Here is an 11,288-nt window from a genome sequence, read left to right as displayed (position 1 = left end):
ATCTCCTCACGAGCAGCGCAGGACCGAGTCGCGAACCAACTCCCAGACGTGCCCGGGCACCTGTGCCAACCAGCGCGCGTCCGTCTCCGGCCGGGCCTCGTGCTCGGTGACGAGCCGCCACAGCCGCTCCGAGACCGAGCCATTGCGGCGGATGACCAGACGCTCGGAGAGCACTCGTGCCAGGGCCTCGCCCTCGAGCTCCATCACCAACAGCGGAGGAGCCACCTCCACCGTGCGCACCGGCGAGAGGCGCACGAAGGGCAGTTCCACGCCCGGAAGCTGAGCAGGCGGCTCGAAGCCGGCCGCTGCCCAGTCACACGGCTCCTTGAGGTCTCCCACCAGATAGAAGGCCCCCTCTGTCGAGGCGAGCAGCGCGCCCGCGAGACGTCCCACGCGTGCCATGACTAGACCTCCTCTCCACGGATGACGAGGGAGCGGCCCGGCTGCTGTCCCGGCAGCACGTCGCCCTCGAGGGTGTACTTCCGCGTGTAGCCTCGTGGCGTCACCATGTAGCCCTCGAAGAGGAAGGTGTGCGAGTTGCCCACGATGACGGTGGTGAGCATGCCGATCTCGTAGTCCAGGAAGTGATCGAGGTCGCTCATCACCACCTTCTCCGCCTCGCGGTAGGCGCCCTTCACCAGCGCCACCGGGGTGGTGCCCTCGCGGTAGCGGCGGATGATGGAGTGGGCCTCGACGATCTGCCGGGTGCGCCGCCCGCTCGCGGGGTTGTAGAGCGAAATGACGAAGTCGGCCGACGCCGCCGCCTCGATGCGCTTCGCGATGACGGGCCAGGGGGTGAGCAGGTCCGACAGGGAGATGGTGCAGCTGTCGTGGACCAGCGGCGCTCCCACGCGCGAGGCGCACGAGTTGGCCGCGGTGATGCCGGGCACCAGGTTGAGGGTGGGCGCCTGCCCGCGCGTCCAGCCGATGTCCCGCAACACCTCGAAGACGAGCCCCGCCATGCCATAGACGCCGGCATCTCCGGAGGAGATGAGCGCCACGTTGGCACCGGCGCGGGCACGCTCCACCGCCGAGCGGGCCCGGCCAATCTCCTCGGTCATGCCGGTCTGCACCACCTCCTTGCCCTCGAGCAGGTGGCGCACGAGCTTGACGTAGGTGCGGTAGCCCACCACCACCTGCGCCTGACGGATGGCCTCGAGGGCCGCGGGCGTGGCGTGGGCCCCATCACCCGGCCCGATTCCGACGACGGACAGCACTCCGCCGCTAGACATGAACGAGCTCCTTTCGAGGGGAATGAGGAATGCGCGCGGCGGCGAACGTCATGGAGCGTCCGGCACCGGGCTCGGTGTAGATCTGCTTGCGGACGAGCAGCTCGGCCGCTCCAGAGGCGAGCAGCGCCGCCGGCTCGGCCACGCCACGGGTGCCCACGTGCCGCTTCACGGTCTCCGACGGCGTGGGGACGGGCACCGCGTCCAGCTCGGCGGCCGGGTACGTCTGGAGTGCCCAACCGTGCTTCTGGCACAGCGCGAGCAGAGCGGGTTCATCCGCCTTCAGGTCCACGGTGGCCACCGCCTTCACCGACGCGGGTGACAGCAGGGCCTGTGCGAGCAGTTGGGCCACGCCCCGCTCGACCAGCTCTTCCGGAGTGCCGCGATCGCAACCAATCCCCAGCACCAGGCTGCGAGGCCGGTAGATGACCGCATTCTCCCAGTGGGTGCGGTGGGTCTCGCGGATGTCCCGGTCGGTGGCGATGAGGAGCATCTCCCACGCGGCCGGATCCACCCCTTCGAGGGTGCGCGAGTACCGCACGCCCGGAGGCAACGGCTTGTCCTCGGGCCACCAGGAGGGCTCGCCCGCCTCCTGGACGAAGAGCACCGGGGTCTCGTTCACCACCGCGGCGCAGCCGCGCGTGACGTTGCGCTCCAGGTCATCCAACCGCCAGCCGAGCTCCCGGCCGAGGATGTCCACCGTGAGGGTGCCCCGCACATCCGAGGCGGTGGTGACCACCGAGGTGGCCCCGAGCACTCCGGCGATGCGATCCGTGAAGACATTGCCCCGGCCCACGTGTCCGGACAGCACGCAGATGGAGAAGCGCGCGGCGTCGTCGACACACACCACCGCCGGGTCCACCTTCTTGTCCTCGAGGAGCGGGGCGATCATCCGCACCACCGCGCCCACGCTGATGATGAAGACGTGGCAGTCGTAGGCGGTGAAGGTGCGAGACAGGGTGGGCCCCATGGGCAACGGCATGGGCAGGGCGCTCGAGGGAGCCCGGGCCATGAGCTTCTCGGAGACGTAGAGGTCCGCATCGGGCAGCCCCGCGAGGAGCCGCTCGGCGATGCCCAGCCCGTGCAGGGTGATGGCGTAGACGGCGTAGGGTTTGCGAGCCGCGGGGAGACTCACGAGGCCACCCCCGCCGCCACGGGAACGCGGCCAGCGAGCACGCCACTGCGATCCTTCTTCGCCACCACCACCATGGAGAAGTAGTCGCACTTGTCGTTGCGGATGCTGCGCAGATCGCGCACCACCTTCTCCTGCCCGGTGGAGGCACGAGACACATAGACGGCGCGCTCGAGCAGCCCCTCGCGCTCGAGCGCCTCCACCACCTGCGCCATGACCGAGCTCACCTTCATCAGCAGCACGGTGTCGAAGTCGCGCAGCACGCGGGTGAGGTCCTCCACCCCGTAGGTGGCCGGCAGGACGGCGATGCGCTCCTGTCCATCGGCCACGGGTACCTGCACCGCCGCGGGCACGGCGGTGATCGATGAGACCGCGGGTACCACCTCGGTGCGGACTCCGGGGAAGCGCTGAGGTGCCTCGGCCAGGAGGTAGATGAAGGTGCTGTAGATGAGCGGGTCTCCCTCCGTGATGAAGGCCACCCGCTTGCCCGCCGCCAGGCGCGGGGCCAGCTGCGCGTAGGCCTCCTCCCAGGCGGGACGCAGCCGCTCCGGATCCTTCGTCATCGGGAAGGTGAGGAAGAGACGCTCCTGCCCGGGCACCTCGCCCACATTGTCCTTGGCGATGCGCCAGGCGAACGACTCGTCATAGGCCGAGCGCCGGGGAATCGCGATCACGTCCGCTGCCCGGAGCGTGTTCACCGCCCGGAGCGTCATCAGATCGGGCGCCCCCGGACCCACCCCCACGCCAATCAACACGCCACTCATGCCTCGTCTCCCAGTGCTGCGGGCGGCCGGGTGGCCGCGAAGATGTGGATGGGGTTCTGCGCCTCGTAACGGAGGTAATGCGCGAGCGGCTCGCCGCGAGACACGTTGAGCAGCATCACCTCCGGTGTCACGCCATGTGCCCGGAAGGCCGCGTAGGCCTCGGCCACGTTGTCCAGGGTGATGGCGTTGACCACCAACCGGCCTCCCTCGCGCAGACGCGTGAAGGCCACGTCGATGATGTCGCGCATGCTGCCCTTGCTGCCGCCGACGAAGACGGCGTCCGGCGCCTCCAGTCCCTCGAGCGCCTCCGGGGCACGCCCCTCGATGACGCGCAGGTTATCCACCCCGTGGGCGATCGCATTCTCCCGGCACAGGGCCACGCCCTCCGGGTCCACCTCGATGGCGTGGACCCGCCCCCTCGGAGCGAGCAGCGCCGCCTCGATGCCCACCGAGCCCGAACCCGCGCCGATGTCCCACACCACGCTGTCGGCCCGGAGCTCCATCTGAGCGAGGGACAGCAGACGCACCTCGCGCTTGGTGATGAGGCCCTTCTTGGGCATGCGCTTGGCGAAGGCGTCCTCGTGGAGGAAGGACAGGCGCGGTGGTGGGCGCCAGCTCGGATCCGTCCGCAAAAGGACGAGCACGTTGAGAGGCCCGATGTCCGTGCACTCCGAGAGTGCCTCCAGCGAGAAGCAGCGGACCCGCTCCTCCGGGTTGCCGAGGCTCTCGCAGACCCAGGCGGTGAAACCGCGCTCGCCATACTCCAGGAGGTGGCGAGCCAGCACCGGGGGCGAGTTCTCGGCGTCGGTGAGCAGCGCCACCTTGGCCAGGGGGCGCAGCCGCGTGCACAGTCCCTCGCGAGGACGGCCGTGGAGGGAGATGACCTCGGCATCGTCCCAGGCCACGCCGATGCGGCCGAAGGCCAGCTGTATCGACGAGGGATGGGGAATGAACTCCACGTGCTCGGCGCCCACCTTGCGAGCAACCTGCGCGCCGATGCCGAAGAAGAGCGGATCTCCCGAGGCGAGCACGCACACCTGGTTCTCCTGGGCGAGCTCGGCCACCCGCTCCAACGTCGCGCCAATGCCCCCGCTGAAGGAGAGACGCTCCCCGGAGAACTGGGGGAAGAACTCCAGGTGGCGCTTGCCACCGACCAGCACCCGGGCCTGGGCCACCGCGTTGGCCGCTCGAGCCGACAAGCCCAGACAACCATCGTCACCGATGCCCACCACCACCACCGGCTTCATGTCCGCGCCTCCTCGGCGCTGAGCATCAGCAGGGCGTGGATGATGGACACGGCGATGGTGCTCCCTCCCTTGCGCCCTCGCACCGCGATGTACGGCACCGGCAACTCGAGCACCGCCTCCTTCGACTCCGCCGCCGACACGAAGCCCACCGGCACGCCCACCACCAGCGCCGGGCGGGCCCCCTCTTCCTTCACCAGTCGAGCCACCTCCAGGAGCGCCGTGGGCGCGTTGCCCACCGCGACGATGGCCCCGCTCAGGAGCCCCAGCCGATGCGCCTTGCGCATGGACTCGATGGCGCGAGTGGAGCCCGCCTCGCGGGCCGCGGCGATGACGTCCGCATCGGAGATGAAGCAGTGCGTCTGGCAGCCGTAGGCAGCGAGCCGCTCCTCGTTGAGGCCGGCGAGGATCATCTTCACGTCGGCCAACACCGGGCTTCCGGCACGCAGGGCGAGGGTGCCCACCTTGAGGGCGTCGGGAGAGAAGCGGACCAACTCCTTGAACTCGAAGTCCGCGGTGGCGTGGATGATGCGCCGCACCACCTGCCACTCGCCGGGCGAATAGGAGTGGGGACCGGCCTCGCGGTCGATGATGGAAAAGCTCTCGTCCTCGATGCGACGCCCGAGCGTCGTCATCTGCCGCATGTCATTCATGCCGCGTGTCTCCTCTCTTCGGGGTACTGCCCGAGCAGCGTGCCGTTGAAGTCGACGAGGGTGGCGTGGACCTCGAGCGGCCCGCCCGCATGACGGGTGCACTGCTCGACGACGCGCCGGCACACCAGGCCGGTGATGTGGGTGAGGCCGTTGGCCGCGCACAGCTCGAGCACGTGGCGGGCGGTGTTGGCGGCCCGGATGTCGGCCACCAGGGTCTCCGGAGCCCCCGCCTCTGCGGCCAGGCTGGCCAGCAGCTCCATGTTCACCTCGGAGCCGGCCGCGTGCGTCTGCATGCGCCCATCGGCCATCTTGGACAGCTTGCCCATCATCCCCACCACGTGGACGAGGGCCGCCTGGCGCCGGGTGGCATGGCGGATGGCCACACCGATGAAGTCGCCCACCTGGATGAAGGCCTCCTCCGGAAGGTGAGGCAGGAGGGCCATGGCGTACTTCTCCGACTTACCTCCGGTGGTGAAGACGAGCTCGGTGCTGCCTCGTGCCCGGGCCACGTCGATGGCCTGCACCACACTCGCCTTGTAGGCGGAGGTCGAGTACGGCCGGACGATGCCGCTGGTCCCCAGGATGGAGATGCCTCCGAGGATGCCCAGGCGCGCGTTGAGCGTCTGCAGGGCCATCTCCTCGCCTCGGGGGACGTGGATGGTGACGATGGCGCCCCGTCCCTCGGGCAGCTCCTCCAGCACCATCTCGGTGATGTTGCGGCGCGGTATCGGGTTGATCGCCGGGCTGCCCACCTCCAGTCCCAACCCGTCCTTGGTGACGATCCCCACCCCCTCGCCCCGCTCGAGCACCACCCGCCCGTCGTCCGTCAGCCGCACCTCGGCGATCAGCTCGGCGCCGTGAGTGCAGTCCGGATCATCCCCCGCGTCCTTGATGATGCCGCAGCGGGCCTTGTCCCCGTCCCACTCGCAACGGTGCAGGGAGAACGTCACCTGCTGCCGGTTGGGCAGCGTCGTCTCCACGTGGGTGAGAGGCTCGCCGCGCACCAGCACGCGAGTGGCCGCCTTGGCCGCGGCGGCGGCGCAGGCCCCGGTGGTGAAACCGGTGCGCGAGCCCCGCTTGTCACGGGCGGGAGGCGCTTCGCTCATGCCGCTGCCTTCCGGGCCGGATTGTTGAAGAAGGACTCCAGCCGGATGCCACCCGCCTCGAGCCCCGAGTCCACCAGCGACTGCTTCAGCGGGTGCAGCACCGCCCCGTCACCCGAGAGGTAGACGCGCTCGGTTGCGTGGGCTCGAGCGGCCTCCAGGGCCAGCGCCAGGGCGTGCGCGGTGCGCTCCGGATGGTTCGGCGGCGGGCAGCTGTGGTGCTGGAAGCGGCATCCCAGCGCCTCCACCTCCTGGCGAACCCAGGCGGCGGGCAGGAACACCGTGGGCGACTCGGAGAACCACACCACCTGTGTCCGCGTCCGCTGCGGAGCGAAGGCGCGGCCTCGCAGCAACCCCAGCGCGGCGGTGATGCCGCTGTCGGTGGCCACCACCAGCGTGCTCCGAGGCGTGGAGTCATCCGGGAGGAAGCTGCCCCACGGACCGCTGAACGGCAGCTCCGTGCCCACCGGAGCCTCGTGCAGCACCGCCGAACCGGGTCCCTCGGCCAACCGGTAGACACAGAGGCTGAAGGTGCGCTGGTCCTCATCGCTCGACACCAGCGAGTACGCGCGCTTGTGCGCCTTGCCGTCGGCGCGCGGCACTCCGGTGTTGAAGATGAGGTACTGGCCCCCGGTGAAGCCGAGCGCCTCCTCGCCCTGCACTTGCAGATGGAGGAGCCGCCCGCGCTCGCCCATGGGCGCGGTGGAGAGGATGCGCGCGATGCGGGAGACGGCCATGGCGCTAGTCCCTCGGGTAGATCTCGTGGGTGAAGTCGTGCACCTCCTCGAGATCCCTCCACAGTCGCTGGAGCGACTCGGTCTGGCGCCGCAGATCCAACTCCACCGACTTGGTCAGGACGAGGAGCGAGCGCAGGTAGGGCATCTTCGGATCATCCGCCCGGGTCGCGGAGACCCGCTCCTGCAGCTGCACCAGCGAGGCCTCGAAGAAGCGCTGCACTCCCGCCAGATCGCGCGCTTGCATGAGCGAGCGCACGGGACCGGGCTGCTCGGCCGCGGTGCCCAGCTCGGCCAGCTCGTGCTGACGCTCGGCCGCATCGTCCACTCCCAGGATGTTCATCAGCGCCAACCGCAGCGCCGCCAGCTCGTGACAGGCCATGTTTCCTCCTCACTGCATGATGTTGTCGACCAGGCGGGACACGAGGCGATTGCCCACCAGGTGCTCGTTCACGAGCTCCTCGGCGTCCGCCTCCGTCACCCCGCGGTACCAGATGCCGTCCGGATAGACGGCCACGGTGGGCCCCTCACCACAGCGGCCCATGCAGGCGGTCCGGGTGACGCGCACCGTCCGCGCCTTGCCCACCGCCTTGAGCTTGCGGCGCAGCGCCTCGAGCAGCGCCACCCCGCCGCGCTCGGCACAGTCGGCGTTGCCGCAGACCAGCACGTGCTTCTCCAGCGCGCGGTGGGCGTGCGGATGGGGCGCCGCCTGGGTGTGCGTCTCGCGGTGGCGGATGCTCCAGAGCAGCGCCTTGAGTCCGCCCACGTTCTCCTGCAGGCCCGCGAGCGGAACGCGGTACTGGCAGCCATCGCAGGGCAGTGGCACTCCACCCGCGAGCGCCTCCTCGATGCGCCGGTCCACGTGTTGGACGAGCGGTGACAGACTGCCGTCCGCCAGGTGGGGCGTCACCTCGGCGCGGAGCCAGGGGTAGCGCTCCGCGAAGAGGGCCACCTGGGCGTGGATCTTCTGCAACAGCACTCCGGTGAAGAGCAGATAGGGCACCACCAGGATGCGATCCGGCCGCGCCCGGGCCACCCACTCCAGTGCCTCCTCCAGCGAGGGCCGCGCGATGCCGACGAAGGCCGGCTGCACCTGAGCGAAGCCCCTCCCCTCCGCGTAGAGCCGGGCCAGCTTGCAGAAGTCGCCGTTCGCGTCCGGATCCGACGAGCCACGCCCCAGCATCACCACCACCGTGCGCCCGGCGTCTTGAGGGGTGAGCTCCCCGGTGCGCGCCTCGGTGCGCTCGAAGGCCAGCTGGGAGAGGTCCGGATGCACACCGAAGGCCTTCACCGCCAGGAGACGCACTCGCGGGTGCCGCTGACGAGCCGTGGCGAGCGCCAGCGGGATGTCGTTCTTCACGTGCCGCGCGGTGAAGAGGAAGAGCGGAACGACGAGCACCTCCTCGACCTCGGCGGCGAGGGCATCCAGCGCCTCGGGGAGAGCCGGCGGGGTGAGCTCTACGAAGCCCAACCCCACACACAGCCCGGGATGGGCCTCGCGATAGGCCTCCACGAAGCGGTGGACCTCGGCGATGGCCAGCGCATCGCGGCTGCCGTGCCCGACGAAGAGGATGCCGCGCTTGGGACGAGAGGTGCTCACGGGTGCACTTCCTGGCGGGTGGGGACGAGGATGGAACGGAGGCGGCTGGCGGCCTCGGAGACCGTGAGGGGCGGAACCTCCGCCGGCCCGGAGAGGAAGGGCGCCAGATGGGCCCACAGCTCGGTGACGGCCGGTGCGCGCAGACGGGCCCGAGCCAACATCGCCGCGTCCCGGAAGACTTCGGAGGGAGAGCCGAAGGCGAGCAGCCGCCCCTCGCCGAGGATGGCCACACGGTCGGCGAAGAAGGGCACCTCGTCGGTGGCATGGGTAGAGACGATCAGGGCCACCTCGCGCTCGCGAGCGAGGCGCCGCAGCAGACCCGCTGTCTCGCGCTCGCCCACCGGGTCCAACCCGGCGGTGGGCTCATCGAGAAGCAGCACGGCCGGATGCATCGCGAGCACACCCGCGAGACAGGCCCGCTTCTTCTCCCCGAAACTGAGCGCCTCGATGGAGCGGCCCGCCAGGTGGGCCAGGCCGGTGGCCTCGAGCGCCTCGTCCACCCGCGCCCGCACCGCGTCAGGGGCAAGGCCCTGATGCAGTGGACCGATGGCCACGTCCTCACCGACCGTGGCGCCGAACAACTGGTCATCCGGATTCTGGAAGGCGAGCGCGAGTCCCGCTTCGGCCCGCGCCACCGCTCCACGCGGAGCCGGTTGTCCGCGCAACCACACCCTGCCCGCGCGCTCCGGCACCAGACCCGCGATGCCGCGCAGGAGCGTCGTCTTGCCACACCCGTTGGCGCCGAGCAGCGCGACCACCTCCCCCGGCAGCACCTCGAACGAGAGGGCGGAGAGGATGACGGGGCCGTCGGGGTTTCCCACCGCGAGCGCCTCGAGTGCGAGCGCGGCCTTCACGGATGCTCTCCCGAGCGAGGGAGCAGAGTCCCCCTGCATCCGCGAGCGGCCATGGCCTCGGCGGTGGCATGAGCCTGATCGAAGGCGCGAACCAGGGTGAGACCCCCGAGCGCTCCGAGCGAGTGCAGACCGCGGCGCACGCCCCGGTAACCGAGGCGGAGGACCTGGGCCTCGCGCGCACAACGAGCCGATCGCTCGAGGACGGTGGCGTAGCGCACCGCGAGCGCGAGCACCTCGGCGAGCGGGGCCGGCACCCGCCATGCGCGCAGCGCCCCCACCAGGGCCCAGGGAGGAGTCAGCGAGGTGAGGAGACCAAAGACAGTGGCACCCGCGGCCACGCGCGCCCCCAACACCAGCCCGGGAACCCAGGCTCCGCCCGCCTCCGGTTGCAACAGCCAGTGCAGGGCCCAGACCGCCACGCCACTGAAGGCGGCCACCCCGAGCCGACGAAGCAACACCCCTCCCCGCTCACCCACGGCGAGGGACACGAGCAGGGCCAGCCCCGCCACGCCCAGGGCGGTCTGCGGTGCGGGACCAGCGAGTGCCACCAGCAGGGCGAGCAGTGCACTCCCCAACTTGAGGCGGGCATCGAGCCCCACCACCCGCTCGCGCAGGAGGGAGGCGCGGCTCACGTCCGTCCTCCCGCCTCGACGAACAGGGCGCGGTAGAGGTAACCGATCAAGAAGCCCCCCACGAGCCCGGCACAGAGGAAGGCGAAGAGGAGCGCATCCCCTTCCAGGGGAATGACGGGCGGCTGGGGAGCGCGGCCTGCGGCTTCGGCGAACGGAAGCACGACGTGCTCGTCGACGCCCGGCCAGCTCGCGACGGAGGCGAGGAGCGGAGTCATGGCGTCACGGGAGCGGTGAGGGCGTGGAAGCGCAGGAGGGCGGGCCGGCGGCGGGAGATGAAGACGACGGCGCCGGCGGTGAGGGCCCCCTCGAGCAGGCCCAGCGGAAGCTGGGTGGGGAGGAAGGCGAGGAACAGTGTTCCCACCGTGCTGCCTAGGGGCTGCGCTCCATGAAGCGCCGAGGCCAGCTCGAAGGACGTCATGGCGTAGGTGGCCCAGTCGGACAACATGCCGGCGGCGAAGGCCGCCACTCCGAGCGGAGCGCGTACCGCACGAAGCCCGTGGAAGACGCCGTAGCCGACGAAGCCCCCCACGATGCCCATGGACCAGATGTCGGCGCCCAGGGTGGTGAGCCCTCCGTGGGCGAGGAAGAGCGCCTGGAGCAGCAGCGCCACGAACGTCACCAGCACGGTCATCACCGGGCCGATGAGCACGGCGGCGAGCCCGGTGCCGCACGGGTGCGAGCAGGTGCCGATGATGGGGACCGGCACGGGCATGCAGGAGACGACGAAGACCGCGGCGGCGAGCATCGCCACGAAGGGCGAATAGAGCGGGCTCTCGGCCACGCGCTGCCGCAGCCGGATCACCCCGAGCGCGAGCAACGGGAGGACGGAGACGGTCCAACCCGCGGCCCACCCGAGTGGAAGAAGCCCCTCCGCCAGGTGCATGGCATGCGCCGGGTGGGGTAGCAGCAGGACGAGCACCGCGAGCAGCCCCATGGGGGACATCGCCCGAGGAACACAGGGCGAAGACACCGCCTGGGGCGGGGGGACGGACGCTGGCTGGAAGAGGACCTGGAAGCAGCGCCGGAGGGCGGCACCACATCCACGCCCGGAGAAACCCGGCATGGCAACCTCGCTCTCATTCCACGGAGAGGTGGGGTCGAACAGCCGTGGGTAGGTCTCCTGGCTCGTGGATTCAGAACGCCTGTTGGCGTTCAGCGCCACCTCCACCTTCCCCGGCGCCGAGGCGTCGAGTGGTTACATCGGAGGCAGCTCCCCACTTACAGTGGCGGGACCGCGCCGGATTCACACCGGCTTCCCTGTTATGCCCACACCGTGCGGGCACCCATGGCTTTGGATTCAGTTGTCGCGCGCCAAGTACCGGAGGCTTCGGGCTTCTGTCAAC

At 70.4% G+C, this 11,288-nt stretch carries 14 protein-coding genes and 1 riboswitch; all 14 genes read right to left on the bottom strand.

Annotated elements, in window-relative coordinates; genetic code table 11:
• Positions 1–6: 6 nt before the first annotated feature.
• From DAT35_RS02670 to DAT35_RS02605, 14 genes are read right to left on the bottom strand one after another with little or no spacing between them, the layout of a single operon-like run.
• Positions 7–402 carry a precorrin-3B C(17)-methyltransferase gene (locus tag DAT35_RS02670; protein ID WP_108065279.1) on the bottom strand — a complete coding sequence of 132 codons (396 nt, stop codon included), beginning with the start codon at positions 400–402 and terminating at the stop codon, positions 7–9.
• A 2-nt stretch (positions 403–404) separates the two neighbouring features.
• Entirely contained in the window at positions 405–1,232 is an 828-nt protein-coding gene (gene cobJ, locus DAT35_RS02665) for a precorrin-3B C(17)-methyltransferase (RefSeq protein WP_108065278.1), read from the bottom strand.
• Positions 1,225–2,364 carry a cobalt-precorrin 5A hydrolase gene (locus DAT35_RS02660; RefSeq protein WP_108065277.1) on the bottom strand — a complete coding sequence of 380 codons (1,140 nt, stop codon included), beginning with the start codon at positions 2,362–2,364 and terminating at the stop codon, positions 1,225–1,227. Before DAT35_RS02660 ends, cobJ begins: the two co-directional genes overlap by 8 nt.
• Positions 2,361–3,125, bottom strand: a complete 765-nt coding sequence (cobI, locus tag DAT35_RS02655; protein WP_108065276.1) for a precorrin-2 C(20)-methyltransferase — start codon at positions 3,123–3,125, stop codon at positions 2,361–2,363. Before cobI ends, DAT35_RS02660 begins: the two co-directional genes overlap by 4 nt.
• Positions 3,122–4,372, bottom strand: a complete 1,251-nt coding sequence (gene cbiE / locus DAT35_RS02650; RefSeq protein WP_108065275.1) for a precorrin-6y C5,15-methyltransferase (decarboxylating) subunit CbiE — start codon at positions 4,370–4,372, stop codon at positions 3,122–3,124. The genes cobI and cbiE overlap by 4 nt, the downstream gene beginning before the upstream one ends.
• On the bottom strand, positions 4,369–5,022 hold the full coding sequence (locus DAT35_RS02645) for a precorrin-8X methylmutase (RefSeq protein ID WP_108065274.1): 654 nt from the start codon (positions 5,020–5,022) through the stop codon (positions 4,369–4,371). Before DAT35_RS02645 ends, cbiE begins: the two co-directional genes overlap by 4 nt.
• Positions 5,019–6,128 carry a cobalt-precorrin-5B (C(1))-methyltransferase gene (locus tag DAT35_RS02640; protein WP_108065273.1) on the bottom strand — a complete coding sequence of 370 codons (1,110 nt, stop codon included), beginning with the start codon at positions 6,126–6,128 and terminating at the stop codon, positions 5,019–5,021. Before DAT35_RS02640 ends, DAT35_RS02645 begins: the two co-directional genes overlap by 4 nt.
• Positions 6,125–6,862 carry an FAD-dependent oxidoreductase gene (locus DAT35_RS02635; protein ID WP_108065272.1) on the bottom strand — a complete coding sequence of 246 codons (738 nt, stop codon included), beginning with the start codon at positions 6,860–6,862 and terminating at the stop codon, positions 6,125–6,127. The genes DAT35_RS02640 and DAT35_RS02635 overlap by 4 nt, the downstream gene beginning before the upstream one ends.
• Before the next feature lie 4 nt (positions 6,863–6,866).
• Entirely contained in the window at positions 6,867–7,241 is a 375-nt protein-coding gene (locus DAT35_RS02630) for a DUF3209 family protein (RefSeq protein WP_108065271.1), read from the bottom strand.
• Positions 7,242–7,250: 9 nt separating this feature from the next.
• Positions 7,251–8,459 (bottom strand): CbiX/SirB N-terminal domain-containing protein, encoded by a 1,209-nt coding sequence (locus DAT35_RS02625; protein ID WP_108065270.1) that lies wholly within the window; start codon positions 8,457–8,459, stop codon positions 7,251–7,253.
• Positions 8,456–9,313 (bottom strand): energy-coupling factor ABC transporter ATP-binding protein, encoded by an 858-nt coding sequence (locus tag DAT35_RS02620; protein WP_158501520.1) that lies wholly within the window; start codon positions 9,311–9,313, stop codon positions 8,456–8,458. The genes DAT35_RS02625 and DAT35_RS02620 overlap by 4 nt, the downstream gene beginning before the upstream one ends.
• Entirely contained in the window at positions 9,310–9,945 is a 636-nt protein-coding gene (locus DAT35_RS02615) for a CbiQ family ECF transporter T component (protein ID WP_158501519.1), read from the bottom strand. The genes DAT35_RS02620 and DAT35_RS02615 overlap by 4 nt, the downstream gene beginning before the upstream one ends.
• Positions 9,942–10,160: a hypothetical protein gene (locus tag DAT35_RS02610; RefSeq protein WP_108065267.1), complete on the bottom strand. Its 219-nt coding sequence runs from the start codon at positions 10,158–10,160 to the stop codon at positions 9,942–9,944. The genes DAT35_RS02615 and DAT35_RS02610 overlap by 4 nt, the downstream gene beginning before the upstream one ends.
• Positions 10,157–11,008 (bottom strand): energy-coupling factor ABC transporter permease, encoded by an 852-nt coding sequence (locus tag DAT35_RS02605; RefSeq protein ID WP_233261263.1) that lies wholly within the window; start codon positions 11,006–11,008, stop codon positions 10,157–10,159. The genes DAT35_RS02610 and DAT35_RS02605 overlap by 4 nt, the downstream gene beginning before the upstream one ends.
• A gap of 29 nt (positions 11,009–11,037) precedes the next feature.
• Positions 11,038–11,247: riboswitch (cobalamin riboswitch) on the bottom strand.
• Between the last annotated feature and the right edge of the window lie 41 nt (positions 11,248–11,288).

Source organism: Vitiosangium sp. GDMCC 1.1324 (assembly GCF_003044305.1).
Lineage (GTDB): Bacteria > Myxococcota > Myxococcia > Myxococcales > Myxococcaceae > Archangium.
This window is presented reverse-complemented; position numbering and strand designations above follow the sequence as displayed.

What these genes read in the sequence shown, in the direction of transcription:
- DAT35_RS02670 (WP_108065279.1), bottom strand. Translation starts at nt 402, where the DNA reads ATGGCACGCGTGGGACGTCTCGCGGGCGCGCTGCTCGCCTCGACAGAG.
- cobJ (WP_108065278.1), bottom strand. Translation starts at nt 1,232, where the DNA reads ATGTCTAGCGGCGGAGTGCTGTCCGTCGTCGGAATCGGGCCGGGTGAT.
- cobI (WP_108065276.1), bottom strand. Translation starts at nt 3,125, where the DNA reads ATGAGTGGCGTGTTGATTGGCGTGGGGGTGGGTCCGGGGGCGCCCGAT.
- cbiE (WP_108065275.1), bottom strand. Translation starts at nt 4,372, where the DNA reads ATGAAGCCGGTGGTGGTGGTGGGCATCGGTGACGATGGTTGTCTGGGC.
- DAT35_RS02645 (WP_108065274.1), bottom strand. Translation starts at nt 5,022, where the DNA reads ATGAATGACATGCGGCAGATGACGACGCTCGGGCGTCGCATCGAGGAC.
- DAT35_RS02640 (WP_108065273.1), bottom strand. Translation starts at nt 6,128, where the DNA reads ATGAGCGAAGCGCCTCCCGCCCGTGACAAGCGGGGCTCGCGCACCGGT.
- DAT35_RS02635 (WP_108065272.1), bottom strand. Translation starts at nt 6,862, where the DNA reads ATGGCCGTCTCCCGCATCGCGCGCATCCTCTCCACCGCGCCCATGGGC.
- DAT35_RS02630 (WP_108065271.1), bottom strand. Translation starts at nt 7,241, where the DNA reads ATGGCCTGTCACGAGCTGGCGGCGCTGCGGTTGGCGCTGATGAACATC.
- DAT35_RS02610 (WP_108065267.1), bottom strand. Translation starts at nt 10,160, where the DNA reads ATGACTCCGCTCCTCGCCTCCGTCGCGAGCTGGCCGGGCGTCGACGAG.
- DAT35_RS02605 (WP_233261263.1), bottom strand. Translation starts at nt 11,008, where the DNA reads ATGCCGGGTTTCTCCGGGCGTGGATGTGGTGCCGCCCTCCGGCGCTGC.